Raw genomic sequence first — 17,163 nt, 5'->3', positions numbered from 1 at the left:
CAGGTTGCGTTTAAGGAAGGACTCAGCCATGAAAGCTCCTGTTAAATCCCCCCGCCATTGTCTGCGTTTGCCCACCTTTTTTGTGTTGCTGCTGGCGTCACAGAGTCTGCTGCTGTCGGGCTGTACCAGTCACAGTGCCCTGATGGTCCAGCAAGTGGAACAGCAAACCGGTAATCAGCAAAAAATCCAACAGGTGATGGATGCCCTCAAGATCACCGAGGCCCGGGTGGCCGTGGCGCAATCCAATAATGTGGACATCTACGCGCCCACGCAAATGGCCGTGGCCAAAGAGGCCCTGGCCGAAGCCCGCCGCTACTCGGACCGATTCCAGGCAGACCCCGACAACGTCAACCGTTCCATCTCGCTGTTCTTCGGCGACAGCATGGGTGACCAAGCCCTGGCGCTGATTGCCAAAGCCAATACGGCATTGGACCAGGCGGAAAACAACAAACAGCAGGCAGACGCCATTTTCGGTGCGGCCAATGAAAACTTCGTATGGCTGAAAACCTTTCAGGCGCCGGCGCATTTTACCGATGAATACGAAGAACTGGAGCGCACACAACAGCGGTTGATTGAGTATGTGGCCGATGGCAACCCGGAAGCGGCGCGCCAGGGTTTGCCCCGCCTGCTGAAAGAACAGCGCTCGCTGGAAATTGCGGCCGCCCAGCGGTTTTACCTGAATGACCTGACCCAGAACCTGGCCCGGGCCAACGGCGGCACTGTGGATCGCTTTGCGCCATTGAGCTACAGCGCCGCCATCGGTGCCCTCAACCAGGCCAACGGTGTCATCGCCCAGAACCCAAGGGATGAAGCCGCCGTATTGCAAGCCAAGGCTAACGCGGAATTCTCCTTCGCGGTGGCCGGGGCGGTGGCCACTGACATGCACAACCTGAGTACGATGGACCGCCGGGAAATGGAACGTTGGCTGATCCTGCTGGAAACCAAACTGTTTGAGCTGGGCACTACCCTGGGCGCCGCAGACGTGCGCGATCACCCATTGCTGCAGCAACTGCAATTGCTGACGGAAGCCTCCAAGCAACGGCCGCTGCCGGCGCAACAGGAACCATCCCTGGTGGCAGCAACACCCGCAACTGACGACACGGCCGTGGCAGCCGACTCCAGCGCTGCCACAGCGCCCGCGGAGCAGGCCATCGACCAGCGCATGAGCCAACTGGAGCAGTCATTGAGCGAGCAGATCAAAGCCCTGTCAGAACAGTTGCAGGACATGAAGTCTGCTAACCAGAACGCCCAGGTCAGCCCTGCCTACCAGGCACCGCAACCGGCAGCGGAGCCAGTCCGGCGCCAATCCCTGTTCGGCTATTAGCATCGTTCTTGATTTTGCGGCAAAAATAAAAAAGGCACCCGGGAGGGTGCCAATGGGGGGATCAATCCGACAGGATCATGAAGCCTGTTTGAACCAGCTTTCCACGTCGCGTTTGATCTGCTGAATTTTGTCCTCACTGGATTCTTTCAGCTCCGCGACCTTATTGCTGGCATGACGAATCTTGTTACGCAGCCGGTCTGCCTCTTCCTTGGCTTTGAGTTTCAGGTCCGCGTCGGCCTGCTGGTTTTTCGCGGCCGCTTTCTCCTCGCGGGCATCGGCTTCCAGCGACTCCAGTTGCTTTTCCCAACTGTCGATCTGGGACTCAAACTTGTTAATCAGGCTGTCTCGTAAACTCATCACTAAACTCCTTGTACGGGAACGCTATGTTGGTTTAACAGATTGCACTGGAGACAAAGCAGGGTACGTGCCAGATCTTATAAATCTCAGGCATTCAGAGACTTACGAAGAATCACTAAACCGACGGGTGGCCGCAGAAAGCGCTTTTTTGTAAACCTTACAAAGGTGTTTGCAGACTTCACACGATTGGCGTGAGTTGCAGGCAGAGAACAGCCACTCAGCAAACGGCGTTCACGCCATCGAAATCCCGCCATTCAGACTGATGGCCTGGCCGGACAATTTGGCCGCCGCCGGACTGGCCAGATACGCCGCCAACGCCGCCAGATCCTCGGGCTCCACCACACCCAGCGTTGCCATGGTCTCGGCCTTACCGAACAGTTTGGCGGCAAAGGGATCGGCCATCAGCACGTCGTACAACGGCGTGTTGCGAACAATGGAAGGGGTGATGCAGTTGACCCGAACCCCGGAACGCTTCGCTTCGTTCGCCAACGCCCGCGAAAACATGATGACCCCGGCCATGGCCGTGCCGATGGCCACCTCCCCGGGGGTGGCCACCTTGCCGGCATCCGATGCCATGGTGAGAATGACACCGCGCTTCTGTGCCATCATATGCGGCAATACCGCGCGGGCCGGCAGCATGGCCGACAACAACGAGCCCCTGACCATGCCTTCAATGTCTTCGATAGGAATGGTGTGATAGATCGCCGGCATCGGATCACCGCCCGCCGTGCTCATCAGAATATCCACCGCGCCAAAGGCTTCCACACAAGCCGCCACCGCCGCCTCGGCGCCGTGGGCGGTGCTGGCGTCCCCGGCAAAAAATGCAAAGGTGGTGGCACTGAATTCTGCCTGCAACCCACCCAGAGTTTTCTCGCCCCGCTGCGGATTGCGGCCCACAATCATAATCCGCTCCGCGCCTGCGGCTGCAAACGCTTTCACACAGGCAAGGCCAATGCCCGCCGTGCCACCAAACACCAACGCGGTGTGCTTTGCCAATGAGGTCGTCACCATGGGTTACCTATTTCCGCCGTTTCCGCAATAGTTTCAAGCATTGTTCGAAAACCGGCCCGGGCAGGCATCGTCTGGTTGACTATTGACAAGCCCTGAATACGGCCAATCACCTTCGCGTGCCGCTATCAGAACGCTTTCAGCAATTCAAGTGGGCACCCTTCTCCAGCCGCAAAAATATATTCCTTCCCCACCCAGTGCCCACGCCAACGGCGGTGCCTTAGAATCATCGTCAGGTTTCCTTCCTGGTGACAATGTCATGATGATGATTATGCTGGCGGTCGGTCTGGTCCTATTGGTGGTGGGCGCCGATGTGTTGGTGAAAGGCGCCTCGCGCCTGGCCGTGGCGGTGGGCATTTCTCCGCTGGTGATTGGTCTTACCATTGTGGCGTTTGGCACCAGCGCCCCCGAAATGGCCGTCAGCGTGGGGGCCGCCTGGTCCAATGCCGCCGACCTGGCGCTGGGTAACGTGGTGGGCAGCAATATCTTTAACGTGCTGTTCATTCTGGGCATCTCGGCCATCATCGCTCCCCTGGCGGTGGCGCAGCAACTGATTCGCCTGGATGTGCCCCTGATGATCGCGGTCTCCATCGTGGTCTGGCTGATGGCATTGGACGGCCGAATCGGCCATTTGGATGGACTGCTGCTGTTCGCCGGCGCCCTGGGTTACACCCTGTTCCTGATCCTGCACAGCCGCAAGGAAAAAAATCCTGCGGTCATTGCAGAGTACGAACGGGAGTTCGGCGCCACACCCCAAAAACCACCCAGCCGCTGGACCGACCCTGCCCTGATACTGGGTGGCCTGGCGCTGCTGGTGATCGGCTCCCAGCTGTTGGTGAAAGGCGCAGTACTGATAGCACAACATCTGGGTGTGAGCGAGCTGGTGATCGGTCTGACCATCGTGGCGGCGGGTACTTCGTTGCCAGAAGTGGCCACCTCCGTTATCGCCAGCCTGCGCGGCGAGCGGGATATTGCAGTGGGCAACGTGGTGGGCAGCAACCTGTTCAACCTGATGGCGGTACTGGGGCTCAGTGGTGCGGTCTCACCGGAAGGATTGCCCGTACCCGCCAGTGCGTTGGCCCTGGATATTCCGGTGATGGTGGGTGTTGCGGTGCTCTGCCTGCCGATTTTCTTCACCGGTTATGTCATCAGCCGCAGCGAAGGCGCCGTGTTTCTGTTCTTCTTCATCGCCTACACCTTCTATGTGGTGCTGTCCGCCAGCCAGGCCCAGATCCTGGAGCCGTATTCCAACATCATGTTGAAAATCGTGGTGCCCGCAGTGGGGTTTTACCTGCTGACCCTGGCGCTACGGTACTTTTTTGAAGGCGAGTAACGGCCAGGATTCAAGCCCTGCCCCATTATGCGCAAGCCCCTGCAAAACCTGCTGCCTGTCCTGCTGCCTATGGCCTTCCTCCTGCTGGCCCTGATGGTGCTCAGCCTATTGTTTGTTACGCGCCCGCAAGCCACACGGCATTCCGTAGAGGCAAACCTGCCGCCAGTGTCTGTGGTGGTGGCGCAGCCCCGTGACCTGCGCATCCCGGTGTCCGTGCGGGGTTGGGTCATGCCCTTTCAGGAACAGACCCTGCAGGCGGGTAGCCGCGGTGTCGTGACCTATATCGCACCTAATCTGGTGGCCGGAGGCGGCTTCCGTCAGGGTCAACTGCTGGTGGAACTCAGTGACCGGCAATTGGAAACCGAACTCCAGTTTGCCCGAGCCGATGAGTTGAAGGCGGAGCACACACTGCGCCAGACCGAACTGGAGTCAGCGGGTCGCCATCAGGCCGGTACGGCCGGTGTTCTAATGGCCGCAGCACAGCAGAGCGCACAACTGCTGGAGGCAGCCGCCCATCAACATGTGGTGGATTTGCAAACCCGTCAGCAGCAGGCCCGTATTTTTGCGCCCTTTGACGGTTGGGTGATGGTGGAAAACGTAGCGCTGGGCATGCAAGTCCAATCCGGCACGCCACTGGCCCGACTGTTCGCGGAAAGCCGGGTGAACATCCGGGTTGCGTTGCTGGATGAACAGCTGGCGCTATTGGAACTGCCCAGCACCGGCTCCCTCCCGGCGACACCGCCATCGACGGCGCGGATCACCTGGCGTGACGGCAGCAAACGGTTTCACTGGCAGGGCAACATCACCGGCACCGAAGGCCGGGTGGACGAGCTGACCCGGCAAACCCTGGTCAATATACGGGTCAACGATCCCTTTGCAGCGGACCCCGCACAACCGCAACGACCGGAGTTGCACCTGGGCACGTTGGTGGAGGTGGAACTCAGTGGGCGCCTCATGCCCGGGCTGTATGAAGTGCCCCGCGCTGCCATCCACAATGGGTCACAACTTTGGATCGTCAACCAGCGGGGGCGCCTGGAGCGGCGCTCGCTCACCATTCTGTACCAGGGGCGCCATTCCATCTATGTGACCCAGGGCATTCACCCAGGCGAACGCATTTTGCTGACCCAACTGAGTAACGCAGCAGAGGGCTTGCCGGTCGCCTTGGTTGATTTGCCACAGGATCAGGCTGAATGGACGCCTTGATCGAACGCTTTGTGCGGAACCCCGTCGCCGCCAACCTGCTGATGATGGTGTTTCTGGTGGCAGGCTATCTGTCGCTGCAGAGTGTGCGCAGTGAAATCATTCCACCGGTGACGCTGGACATGATCACCGTGTCAGTGGGCTATCCCGGGGCCTCCCCCGAGTCGGTGGAACAAGCCATCGTCAATCCCATCGAAGCCGCCATTCACGATGTGGAAGGCGTGGTGGCCGTATCTTCCCGCGCCCTGCCGCACATGGGCATCATCAAAGCCGAACTCAACAGCCGCTACGACAGCCGGGATCTGCTGAACGACATCAAAGCCCGGGTGGAAGGTCTGGACACCCTGCCCAAAGATTCCCTCAAGCCGGTGATTACCGAGCTTGCCATTCGCAATATGGTGGCCTACGTCATCGTCTCCGGCAACGCGGACGAACGTTCGTTACGCAGCCTGGCCACTCAAGTCCAGCACGAACTGTTGGACCTGGAGACCATCTCCCAGGTGGAGCTGTCCGGCTCCCGGGATTACCAGGTTTCCATCGATGTGTCCGAAACCCGGCTGCAGCGCTACGGTCTCAGTTTTTCCGAGGTGGCCCAGGCCATCAACAGCAACAGCAGCGACATACCGGCCGGTGTGCTGGACACCCAGCAGGGCTCGGTGGCGGTGCGTCTGCAAAGCCGGGACTATCAACCGGACAGGTTCGAGGATCTGGTGGTGCGCGCCACCCCGGATGGTGGCCAGATTCTGCTGGGGGATGTGGCCACCATCAATGACGGTTTCATGGAAGGTGCCCGCAACGAGTTCAACGGCAAACCTGCCGCTGTGTTGGCGGTGTATCGCACCGGCGATCAGGATATCAAAGATATTTCGAAAGCGTTGCAGCAGTACAGCGCCGCCCCCACAACCCCGCTGCCGGCGGGGATCAGCCTGGACATCTGGCAGGATTCCACCGTCTATTACAACAGCCGCATGGCATTCCTGATACAGGATTTCTGGCAGGGTGGCCTGTTGGTGTTTCTGGTGCTGTTGGCGCTCCTGCGCTCCGGTGTGGCGTTCTGGATCAGCACGGCGGTTCCGGTCAGTTATCTGGGGTCGATGATTTTATTGCCCTACGCCGGTGTCACCCTCAACATGGTGTCCATGTTCGCCTATATCCTGGTACTGGGCATCGTGGTGGACGAAGCCATCGTCATCGGCGAGCACGTGTTTTCCCTGCGCCGCAAGGGTATGGGCGGCATAGAAGCGGCCATTCGCGGTGCCCAGGATCTGTTTTATCCCATGCTGGCGTCGGTACTGACCACCTTCTGCGCGTTTCTGCCGCTGCTGTTTCTGCCCGGGCCGGAAGGCCAGCTGATGAAGGTGATCCCCCTGGTGATCATGTGCACCCTTTCCATCTCGGTGATCGAAGCCGCGTTCTGCCTGCCGGCGCACCTCTCCCGCTCTAACCCGGCCAATTATGATTCCCTGCCTCTTGTTGGTACCTTGCAACGCTGGATTTCGGATCGCCTGGATCATTTTCTGACACATCGCTATACCCCGTTTCTGGAACTGTGCTTGCACTGGCGTTATTCCGTGGTGGCGGCATTCGTCGCCATCTGGTTGATCGCGGTGGGGCTGGTGGCATTTGGCTGGATCCAGGTGACCCTGTTTTCCGAAGTGGAAGGGGATTCCGCCAGCGCCGTCATCCGCTTCTCTGAAAATGCGCCACAGTCGGTAAAGGATGCCGGCATCCGCCAACTGCAGCAGGCAGCCATGACACTGCAACGGGAGTTTGTCACCGACCAGGGGGAACAACAGATCCTGAGCGTGTTCACCGCTTTCAACCCGGATGGTTCCGGCCATGTGGTGGTGGAATTCCTGCCCAGTGAAAACCGGCACTTTTCCGGCCAGAAAATTGTGGATGACTGGCGTCGCCTGACCGGCACGGTCGCGGATATGGTGGATCTGGAATTCAAATACACGCTGACGGCAGCCGGTACCATCATCGACCTGGAGTTGTCCGGCGAGGATGACCAGGAACTGAAAAACGCAGCCGCTGCACTCAAGGCCAGGCTGCTGGAATTTGATGGCCTTTACAACATTCGGGACTCTGCACAAAGTGCCCGCCAGGAACTGGCCATCACCTTGAAACCCACCGCTTCCAACCTGGGCCTGACCACCGAGATGGTGGCCGTTCAGGTCCGCCAGGCCTATCACGGCATCAACCTGCAGAGCATCAGCCGCAACGGCGGCGATGTGGCGGTGATCCTGCGCTATTCCGATCAGGACCGCAGCTCCTTGTGGAGCCTGGAAAACATGAACCTGAGGTTGCCCAGCGGCGGATCAGTGCCCCTGTCAGCGGTGGCAGACATTCATTTCGAAGCCGGTGCCGCCGACATCGTGCACAATCATCGCCGCCGCGTGATCAGAGTGTCAGCCAACGTGGACGACAACGCCACCTCGGTGGGCAAGGTGATGACGGTGTTGCAACCTTCCTTTCTCGATTTGCTGCCGGACCACTACACCGACATTCACTGGAATGTGGCCGGCGCGCAAAAAGACCGACAGGAATTCATGGAGTACATTTCCGACGCCTATCTGTTGGCACTGATGGGCATGTACACGCTGATGGCGTTTCAGTTCCGCTCTTACAGCCAACCCCTGATCGTGATGATTGCCATTCCTTTTGGCCTGATCGGCGCCCTGGCAGGCCATCTGCTGATGGGGATGGAGCTTACCCTGTGGTCCCTGATCGGCATGATGGCCGTGAGCGGTATTGTGGTGAACGACAACCTGGTGCTGATTGATTTCATCAACGATGCGCGCCGCTCGGGTGTGCCACTGTTGCAGGCTATCCGACAGGCCGGGGTGAAAAAAGCGCGGGCGGTGATCCTGATCTCACTGACCACCTTGGTGGGCGTGCTGCCCATGATCTTCGAACGCAGCCTGCAGGCCAAGTTCATGATTCCCATGGCCGTGTCCCTGGGCTTTGGCACCCTGTTCGCCAGCACCATCAGCCTGCTGCTGGTGCCCTGCCTGTACCGGATTCTGGCGGACGTGGAACGTCAAAGCACATCCGCCCCCGCCACTGAACCGGAACCGGGCAGTGCTCACAGCCCGTCTTAGTGGACTCTGACGACGACCTACTTCAAGCCAGATTATCCTGGAAAAAGCTGGTAATCCTGTCGAAGGGAATCTTGTCCATCTGGTCGTAAAGATCCACATGGTTGGCGCCTTCAATGATCATCAGCTCTTTCGGTTCTGACGCTGCCGCGTACGCGGTTTCACTGAAATAGCGGGAATGGGCTTTTTCGCCGTGAACCAACAAGATGGGGCGGGGTGATAATTCTTCAATGTAGGACAGCAGCGGCATGTTCATGAACGACAACGGACTGGTAAGCGTCCAGGCGCTGTTGGAGTTGATCGCACGGGGATGAAAACCCCGCTGCTTCGATTTGTAGTAGCCTGCGTATTCCACCACAAACTGCGGCTCCCCCCCTTTCAACTCCAGGGATACGGGGCCCAGTGCCGGCTGACCGTTTTCCGCATCGGACCAACGCTGCCGGCTCAATTGCTCCAGCGCCTGGCTGCGCTCTGCCAATGTCATGCTGTCGTTATAGCCTTTGGACATCACCCGGCTCATATCGTACATGGTTGTGGCCACCACCGCTTTGATGCGCTTGTCGACCGCAGCGGCATTCAGCGCCATGCCACCGAATCCGCAAATCCCGACGATCCCGATCTGTTCCCGATCCACATTGGCTTGCAGGCCGAGAAAATCCACTGCGGCGCTGAAGTCTTCTGTGTTGATGTCCGGCGATGCCACATGACGCGGTTCACCACCGCTCTCCCCGGTATAAGAGGGATCGAACGCCAGGGTGATAAAGCCCCGTTCTACCAGGGTTTGCGCGTACAACCCGGAGGCCTGTTCCTTCACCGCGCCGAAAGGTCCGCTGATGGCCAGCGCCGCCAGCTTGCCACTGCTCTGTTTTGGTTGGTACAGATCCGCTGCCAGGGTGATCCCATAGCGATTGGTGAAGGTCACCTTTTTGTGATCCACCTTATTGCTCTTGGGAAAGGTTTTATCCCACTCTTGGGTGAGGGTCATAGACGTCTGCGAAAATGCAGACGCCGCTGTTGATGCCATCGTCATAGCCGTAAGTCCTCCAGCAAGTTTCAATAAATGGCGGCGGTCAATACCCGGCCCGCCCGGAAGAGTTTGTTCACTGTCGTTATTCATCCTGGTTCCTCATTGCTGAATCATTGCCAACCACCGCCGCACTGACTTTTTCCTTCCAGATGACATTCTGTCCGTTTTTGCTGCCCGTGATCACCAGGTGCTGCATCGCCTGGTCCTGGGTTGCGCCATGCCAGTGGTCCAGGTCGGGCGGGCACCAAACCGCCTCCCCGGGCTCAAAGCGGATCACCTTGCCATCCCGCGTTCCGGTGAGGGCCGTACCGGAGATCACAACCATGTGCTGCCCGGCGGGATGCTGATGCCACGCCGTTCTGGCCCCGGGCTGAAAGGTGACCAAGGCGCCGGAGTAATGGGCGCTCGGGTTCTCCGGAAAAACCATTTTCACCTGCACGTCACCGCTGAAGTACTGCTCCGGCCCCTTGAAAACCTGTTGGCTGCCTTCTGGGTAGTGCACTTGTGCCGACAGGGTGGACCCCATGCCACCGCTGAGCAGCGCCGCCAGGGCCTTGATGCTGTTTACAATCTTGTTCATGTCTCCTCCCTTGTTCATGCCTGTTCCCAATGCTCACAGGATCATTGTCGACCCTGATGCAGAAGATCGTTAGAGCATTCCACTGGATTTCTTGCCTGATCCTATTGCAGTCCTGACTTTGGGTGGAAAGCGGGCGGCCCAGGGGATACAGTTCATTCTGAGGAGGTATCGATCCAGATGAGTTCCAGCACCCAGCTACTGCCCTACCAGCGGGCCATGGCCAGCGTCATCGCCCACCGGGTCCACCACACTGCGGACTGGCCCACGCCGATTCCAGACCTGTTGTTTTTCCGGCGGGAGGAGCCCACCGCGCCGGATTTCTGCCTGATCGAACCCAGTGTGGTGCTGGTGGTGCAGGGCACAAAACAGATGCTGATCGGTGGTGAAGCCTTTCCTTACCACCCATCGAACTTTCTCATCACCTCACTGGATCTGCCGGCCAGCTCACAGGTGGTGGAGGCCAGCGCCGACACCCCCTGCCTGGGACTGGTGCTGAAGCTCGATATGCGCATGATTGCCGAACTGATCGCCCAGGGTGGTTTACCCCACCAGCGACACAAATCGGGTGGGATCAGTGTGGGGCTGGGCACCATGACCCCGGCCATCATGGAGCCATTCAAGCGCCTGCTGGACCTGCTGGACGAGCCCGCGGCCATTGAGGTGCTGTCGCCCCTGATCAAGAAAGAGCGGCATTACCGGCTGCTATTGAGTGATCAGGCCGGGCTATTGCGCCAGATTGCCTCCGTTGACGGGCAAAGTCATCGCATCGCCAAAGCCATCGACTGGCTCAAGCTCAATTACGCGTCCCCCCTACGCATCGAGGAACTCGCTGCACTGGTGCAGATGAGCGCCCCCACCTTCCACCATCACTTTCGCCAACTGACGTCCATGAGCCCGCTGAAATATCAGAAATGGCTGCGACTCAATGAAGCTAAGCGATTGATGTTGAACGAGCATATGGATGCGGCCAGCGCCGCGTTCCGGGTTGGGTATGAAAGCCCCTCCCAATTCAGCCGGGAATACAGCCGCTTGTTCGGGGCACCGCCCAAGAGAGACATCGAAGGTCTACGCCAACGCACCTATAACCAACCCCAATAATCCAGCAGGCACTGCTCCCCGTGCTCGTCTCAGCCATTGACTATAACACTCGTTATACTATAATCCAACGATCAGAACCCGGCATTAACGGAACTGAATACAACACGGAGACCACCATGCGAACCGAAAAGACCGCTTGCATTCTTTGCTCACGAAATTGTGGACTGCTGGTCGATATTGAAGATGGGAAGTTCACCAAGATTCGGGGCGACAAGGATCATCCCTTATCGCAAGGGTATATCTGTCAAAAGGCCGCGCGACTGGACTACTACCAGAACAATGAAGATCGCATTGAACATCCCCTGAAGAAGCAGGCCGACGGCAGCTTTGCACGAGTAAGCTGGGATGAAGCGTTGGACGATATTGCCAGGCGCCTGTTGAGCATCCGCAAGCAATATGGTGGCGAAGCGTTTGCCACCGCGGGTGGTGGTGGCCAGGGCAATCACCTGGGCGGTGCCTATCTGGGTCAAATGCGGGCCGCCATGAAGAGCTATTACAACTACAACTCGCTGGGGCAAGAAAAAACCGGCGACTTTTGGGTGAATGGCCGTCTGTTCGGTAGCCAGGAATGTCATACCGCTGAAGACATTGAGCATTCTGATTTCATCATCTTCCTGGGCTGTAACCCCTACCAATCCCACGGCATTCCCAATGCCCGGGACACTTTGAAAGAAATCAGGAAAGATCCCAGGCGTACCATGGTGGTGATTGATCCACGGCGCACGGAAACGGCCAAGGCCGCCGATATTCATCTGCAGCTCAAACCCGGTACGGATGTGTATCTGTTAAGTGCCATGCTGGCAATCATTGTGCGGGAGAATTTGCACGACGAAGCCTTTCTCAAAGCACATTGCACCGGGTTTGACGCGGTCAAGACCATGCTGATGAATGTGCCCATAAAAGAGTACATTGCCGCCGCGGATGTGCCGATGGAGGATGCCTTGAAAGTAGCGCGGGGCTTTGCCCAGGCTGAATCAGCCTGCGTCCGCGCCGATCTGGGTATACAGCATTCCAATCACTCCACATTGAACAGCTATTTTGAAAAGTTGTTCTTCCTGATCACCGGTCAATTCGGAAAGAAAGGCGGCAACAACCTACACGATTCACTGATCCCCATTCTCAGTCATACGGATGAACGCAACCCCAAGTTCAAACGCACGGTGTATCACAACATGTTTGCGGTATCCGGTATTCTGCCTCCCAATATTTTGCCGGACGAAATTCTCAAAGCCGGTGAGCGTCGGATTCGGGCCATGATTGTGGACAGCTGTAACCCGGCGCTGACCTGGCCGGATGCAACGGCGCATAAACAAGCCTTTGAATCATTGGAGCTACTGGTTGTCATTGATGTGGCCATGACCGAGACTGCCCGGTTAGCGGATTATGTGTTACCGGCGGCTTCCCAGTTTGAAAAGTGGGAGTTCACCGGCTTTAACATGGAATTCCCCAAAAATGGATTCCAGGTGCGACATCCGCTGTTCCCCGCTAAAGGTGAAACGCTCATTGAGGCGGAAATCTACACCCGGTTGCTGGAAAAAATGGGTGAGCTGCCAAAAAGCTTCCCCGTATTAAGCCGCATTGCAAAGTACGAACCTGACTTCAGCAGCCATGCCGGCTTTATCGCGGCCCTAGCCGCCACCTTTGCGGCGAACAAGAAGCTGATACGGTATGGTGCGTCTATTTTGTATCGCACCCTGGGCCCAACACTGGAGAACAACGCAGCAGCGATCACGCTGTTGCTGCCGCTTTCGATCAGCCTGGCACAGAAATATCCTGATGCGGTGCGGCGTGCGGGTCATGATGGCAACAAACTGACCCAAGGTGTTAATTTATTCAACGCCATTCTGAAAGCCCGCTCGGGTCTGATCTTCTCCGAGCATAGGTATGATGACGTATGGCGGCTGGTGAAAAATCCCCAGCGTAAAATTACCCTGGCAATCCCTGAGCTGCTGGATGCTATGGACAAGCTGTCCATCGATGATCTGACCAGTGAACAATACCCCTTCATTCTCTCCGCAGGGGAGCGCAGAAGTTATAACGCCAATCAGATTTATCGCGATCCCAAATGGCGCAAGATCGATCCCAATGGCTTTATGCGCATGCACCCTGCAGACGCTGAACGATTGGACCTTGCAAAAGGTGATCGTGTTAAATGCCAGTCGGAGACCGGCACCATCGAGGCGGTAATCGAAATCGATGATTCCGTAAGAACCGGCTACCTCATGATGCCCCATGGGTACGGCTCCGATTATCAAAATGGCAAGGTGAACGGTCCTGTGATTAACCTGATTACCGGGCTGGATCACTGTGACCCGATTCATCGGACCCCATTACACAAGACGATCCCGGTCAATATTGAAAAGCTCAGTGCGTGAGCGCCGCATCCAACAAGAAATGCAGTTGCCCGGTCACCTGATCAAAGGGTTCTATGTCTTTGGTCGCCCGGCACATTGCCAACGCCCCTTCGGTTGATGCAATGATCATGGTGGCCAGGGCGCCAGCCCGCGCCTGTTCAATGCCTTCATTCACCAGGGCATCACCCAGCAACTCCCGCCACTGGTTAAAAACCGCGGCAGCCACCACATGGGCGGCTTCCACATCCTCATTGGTGGCTTCTTCCATGGCAGCCGCAACCACCGGGCAACCGGCATTGAAGTGCGTCGATTCGATTACATCCCGCCAAACCTGAAGGAATGATTCCACGCCGGTTACCGCGCCATGACTCAGGGCTTTTTGCAACATGCCGGAGATCTTGTCGCCGGCAAATTGAATGGCTTCGGTGATGACCTGCTTCTTCCCATCGGGAAAGTAGTGATACGTTGAACCCAGTGGCGCTTTGGCTGCTTTCGCCAACTCTCGAATACTGGTCGCATTCATCCCGCGACGACGTAACATGTCCGCAGCAGTGGCCACCAGCCTGAGCCTGGCTTCGGGATTGGTTCGTGCCATGAATAGTCTCTCTACTTCATTAACGCCATTGTTCATTAAAGCTAACGTGCATTATAGCGCGCATAGCACGACATTATAACATGCGTTATATGGCTTAACGGGTTCTCCAATGAGCTTCCCCACGGTCGCAGTCTGGCCTATTACCTTGGCCACCGTCACTTCCGTTCAGGAGTCACAATGCTTATAGTAGGCAGCTCTGAATATCAATCAAACGAACCCACAAGGTGACAATGTTGAACGAGCTCAACTTAAGCCCTGCTTCAGCACAACAGGTGGCAACGTTCGTCAAGGATGGCGTCGTCACCGTACAAATGAACCGGCCTGACAAGTTAAATGGCTGGACTCAGGAAATGATGTCAGCCTTCAAGGAAGCCTTTGAAAAAGCCTGTCAGGCTGACATCATTAAAGTCATTATTTTCACCGGCTCGGGCAAATACTATTCGGCGGGTGCCAATTTGGCCGGCACCGTACAAGTCATGCACCCAAAGACACTCCATCAAATGATCGTCGAGGCCAACCAGGCGCTGTTTGCAACCTTCCTGGATTGTACCAAGCCTATCCTGGCGGCAGTGAATGGCCCAGCCCTGGGTGCCAGTGTGACCTCGGCAGCGCTGTGCCAGGGCATCATCGCTGCGACTCAGGCCACCTTTTCCACACCGTTTAAAGCGCTGGGTATCACACCGGAAGGCTGTTCCACCGTGCAATTTCCCCGCCTTATGGGGGACGTTAATGCCGAACGCATGCTGGGTGAGGAAGGCTGGAAACCCACGGCGGCAGAAGCGCTGGACGCCGGATTGGTGCAATGGGTTGTACCCGACGAGCAGCTAATGGATAAAGCGCATGAGATCGCGCAACACTGGATTGCCTCGGGTGAGACCAAAAAGTTTCTCAAAGACAGCCAACTGGAGGAACTCAGAGCCGCCAATGCGAGGGAATCTGCGGCGTTGGCAGATGCTTTTCTGGGAGCGGATTTCCTGCGCGGCCAAGGCCAGTTCTTGTGGAAGAAAAAGAAGCACGCACCTGCGGCTGTATTCTATTCTCTCTGGGCCTTGAGACCGCTTTGGGGAAGACTGTTGTAAGTCGTCAGGTACTACGCCACCCCCTCAGGCTGAGCTGCATTGGGCTCAGCCCGCGATTGCGCCACTGACCCATTATTTTAAACCCCCTAAGACCGCCCGTTCCTCGCAAAGCCAAACAATCGTCTATTCTACAAGGGAGGGGGCCACGTTTTTGACTCCGCCCGATATCACAGACCGCACATAAATTATTGTTAAAACTGATAATTCCAGGCCGAATTCGTGATTTCATGGACACACCTGCTGAACATTGTCCGGCGCACGCCGTACCGGTTCGGACTCATTCTTGGTTTACTCTGGTGCGCTACAGCGATCACCTCAGCGATCGCCACAGTTCAGCATGATGAGGTGATTTCGGTTGGTGTCGCCGACCACTATGAACTGGGGGGATACATCGGCATTCTCGAAGACCCCAGCGGTGAATTCACCCTCGACGACGCCCGAGCACGACTGGATGAATACATCCCGAGCCAGGACACCATCCCCAACTTTGGCCAATCACAATCGGCGTACTGGCTGCATTTCTCCTTATCGAATTCCACTCCAGAGCGGCTTCAATGGTACTTGCGCTATGCGCATTCGATGATGGATGAAATCGATTTTTATTCATTCCGGAACGGTCAATTCATTTCACACCAACGCGGTGGTCGCCTCTATGGGAAAACCGAGCAGGGCTTTCCTTCCCGCCATGCAACGTTCCCGGTGGAGCTCAACCCTCATGAGGCGCGGGACTACTTTTTACGGGTGACCAGCGGGAACCTATTCTATGCGCATCTGATTTTATTGTCTGACGAAGCGGCGGTGCTCAACGAACGAAAAGACCAGCGTCTGCTTGGATACTACTACGGAATCATTGCATCCATTTTCGTATTCAGCCTGTTTTTGGCCGCCTGGTTACGGCAAAAAGTGTACTACTATTACCTGGCGGTCATCGTCTTGCATCATTTCATGACCTTTATCTGCGTCAATGGCATCGCCGATGAATTCCTGGGCTTACACAGTGTTTTCTGGCAGCGCGAAGGAATATTGGTGTTCTTGAATGTGGCGCTTATCGCAATCGGGGAATTCAGCAAGCGCTTCCTGAATATCAAGGTTCATTCGGCTCGGCTGGCATTCTTCCTGAGCGTGACACAATGCATTCTTGCGGTGGTGGCTACGCTGCCCTTTTGGGTGCCTTTTTACTACGCATCCACTATCTCCACTTTATCGGCCAGCCTGATGGCGGTCATGATGCTCCTGTGCTGCCTGAAAAGCGTGGCGATCAAAGAACCCGGTTCGAAATTGTTTCTGGCGGGCTGGGTCACCACGATCACCGGCGGTCTGGCCTATGCTCTGATCGGATGGCGCTTGATGCCGGTAACACCACTGACCGAACACGCCTGGCAAATAGGCTCTGCCATTGAGGCACTGTTGCTCTCGGCCGCCATTGCCGATCGTATCCGGGTGCTCAGTATGCAGAAGGAAACTGCACAACAAGCATCGACTGCAGCCAAAGAAGAACTCCTGCAGGTACAAATTGAAGTGAACGCGGATCTCGACAGAAAAGTGCGTGAACGCACCCAGGCGCTGGAAGCAGCCAATGAAAAATTGCAACGTTTGTCTACCACAGATGAACTCACACAGCTTCGAAACCGACGCTACTTCAACGAACGGTTTCAAGCAGAATTTTTACGCGCCTATCGTGACCAAACCGCGATCTCAGTACTGTTGTTCGATATCGACCACTTCAAGATCCTGAACGACCGCCATGGCCATCCATTCGGAGACCGTTGCCTGATAGAGGCCGCCATATTGTTCAAAGCGAACATCAGACGCCCGGGGGATACGGCAGCACGTTACGGCGGTGAAGAGTTTGTGGCGGTCTTACCCAATACCGACCTGCAAAGTGCCGTCGCGGTGGCACAGAATATCCTGACGGCGTTCAGGCAGCTGCAGGTGGATGCATCTGTCCATCCGGTAACAATGACGGTCAGTATCGGAGTTGCGTCTACCGTTCCTGCTGCACGGGATGGGCATGAAGCGCTGCTGCAAGCAGCGGATTCACTGCTCTATCAAGCCAAGGAAAAGGGCCGAAACCGTATTGAGTTTATTGCGCCAACCTGAACGGCAT

General features: G+C 56.9%; 13 protein-coding genes. 8 read left to right on the top strand and 5 right to left on the bottom strand.

What is annotated here, in order from left to right; genetic code table 11:
• Positions 1 to 28 precede the first annotated feature (28 nt).
• Positions 29 to 1,324: a hypothetical protein gene (locus D9N14_RS13175; protein ID WP_290580389.1), complete on the top strand. Its 1,296-nt coding sequence runs from the start codon at positions 29 to 31 to the stop codon at positions 1,322 to 1,324.
• A gap of 75 nt (positions 1,325 to 1,399) precedes the next feature.
• Here D9N14_RS13175 and D9N14_RS13170 read toward each other — a convergent pair whose 3' ends face one another.
• Both D9N14_RS13170 and D9N14_RS13165 read right to left on the bottom strand, forming a co-directional pair.
• Positions 1,400 to 1,681 carry a hypothetical protein gene (locus tag D9N14_RS13170; RefSeq protein ID WP_290580387.1) on the bottom strand — a complete coding sequence of 94 codons (282 nt, stop codon included), beginning with the start codon at positions 1,679 to 1,681 and terminating at the stop codon, positions 1,400 to 1,402.
• 231 nt (positions 1,682 to 1,912) lie between these two features.
• Positions 1,913 to 2,692 carry an SDR family NAD(P)-dependent oxidoreductase gene (locus D9N14_RS13165; protein WP_290580385.1) on the bottom strand — a complete coding sequence of 260 codons (780 nt, stop codon included), beginning with the start codon at positions 2,690 to 2,692 and terminating at the stop codon, positions 1,913 to 1,915.
• 256 nt (positions 2,693 to 2,948) lie between these two features.
• Between D9N14_RS13165 and D9N14_RS13160 the strand changes: the two genes are divergently transcribed.
• The 3 genes from D9N14_RS13160 to D9N14_RS13150 are packed head-to-tail and all read left to right on the top strand — an operon-like array spanning position 2,949 to position 8,326.
• Positions 2,949 to 4,022, top strand: a complete 1,074-nt coding sequence (locus D9N14_RS13160) for a calcium/sodium antiporter (protein ID WP_290580383.1) — start codon at positions 2,949 to 2,951, stop codon at positions 4,020 to 4,022.
• A gap of 27 nt (positions 4,023 to 4,049) precedes the next feature.
• Positions 4,050 to 5,225: an efflux RND transporter periplasmic adaptor subunit gene (locus D9N14_RS13155; RefSeq protein WP_290580381.1), complete on the top strand. Its 1,176-nt coding sequence runs from the start codon at positions 4,050 to 4,052 to the stop codon at positions 5,223 to 5,225.
• Complete coding sequence (locus tag D9N14_RS13150; RefSeq protein WP_290580379.1) at positions 5,213 to 8,326, top strand: efflux RND transporter permease subunit; 3,114 nt, start codon at positions 5,213 to 5,215, stop codon at positions 8,324 to 8,326. Before D9N14_RS13155 ends, D9N14_RS13150 begins: the two co-directional genes overlap by 13 nt.
• Positions 8,327 to 8,348: 22 nt before the next feature.
• Here D9N14_RS13150 and D9N14_RS13145 read toward each other — a convergent pair whose 3' ends face one another.
• Both D9N14_RS13145 and D9N14_RS13140 read right to left on the bottom strand, forming a co-directional pair.
• Positions 8,349 to 9,308: an alpha/beta hydrolase gene (locus tag D9N14_RS13145; RefSeq protein WP_290580377.1), complete on the bottom strand. Its 960-nt coding sequence runs from the start codon at positions 9,306 to 9,308 to the stop codon at positions 8,349 to 8,351.
• A 124-nt stretch (positions 9,309 to 9,432) separates the two neighbouring features.
• A complete protein-coding gene (locus D9N14_RS13140; RefSeq protein ID WP_290580375.1) occupies positions 9,433 to 9,930 on the bottom strand; it encodes a cupin domain-containing protein in 498 nt (165 codons plus the stop codon).
• A 216-nt stretch (positions 9,931 to 10,146) separates the two neighbouring features.
• Here D9N14_RS13140 and D9N14_RS13135 point away from each other — a divergent pair, with 216 nt between their 5' ends.
• Positions 10,147 to 11,028: an AraC family transcriptional regulator N-terminal domain-containing protein gene (locus tag D9N14_RS13135; RefSeq protein ID WP_411267941.1), complete on the top strand. Its 882-nt coding sequence runs from the start codon at positions 10,147 to 10,149 to the stop codon at positions 11,026 to 11,028.
• A gap of 116 nt (positions 11,029 to 11,144) precedes the next feature.
• Complete coding sequence (locus D9N14_RS13130) at positions 11,145 to 13,403, top strand: molybdopterin-dependent oxidoreductase (protein ID WP_290580371.1); 2,259 nt, start codon at positions 11,145 to 11,147, stop codon at positions 13,401 to 13,403.
• On the opposite strand, the gene D9N14_RS13125 is transcribed toward D9N14_RS13130, so the two are convergent.
• The gene (locus D9N14_RS13125) at positions 13,393 to 13,977 is read right to left on the bottom strand and encodes a TetR/AcrR family transcriptional regulator (protein WP_290580369.1); all 585 of its coding nucleotides are present in this window, start codon (positions 13,975 to 13,977) and stop codon (positions 13,393 to 13,395) included. The genes D9N14_RS13130 and D9N14_RS13125 overlap by 11 nt on opposite strands.
• Before the next feature lie 233 nt (positions 13,978 to 14,210).
• On the opposite strand from D9N14_RS13125, the gene D9N14_RS13120 reads away from it, so the two are divergent.
• Together D9N14_RS13120 and D9N14_RS13115 are read left to right on the top strand one after the other, a co-directional pair.
• The gene (locus tag D9N14_RS13120; RefSeq protein WP_290580367.1) at positions 14,211 to 15,056 is read left to right on the top strand and encodes an enoyl-CoA hydratase/isomerase family protein; all 846 of its coding nucleotides are present in this window, start codon (positions 14,211 to 14,213) and stop codon (positions 15,054 to 15,056) included.
• Between the two features lie 219 nt (positions 15,057 to 15,275).
• Positions 15,276 to 17,156, top strand: coding sequence for a diguanylate cyclase (locus tag D9N14_RS13115; protein ID WP_290580365.1), 1,881 nt, complete (start codon positions 15,276 to 15,278; stop codon positions 17,154 to 17,156).
• Positions 17,157 to 17,163 lie beyond the last annotated feature (7 nt).

This window comes from Ketobacter sp., assembly GCF_003671495.1.
Taxonomy (GTDB): Bacteria; Pseudomonadota; Gammaproteobacteria; order Pseudomonadales; family Ketobacteraceae; genus Ketobacter.
Note: the sequence above shows the minus strand (reverse complement) of the source record. Positions and strands in the feature narration are given on the sequence as shown.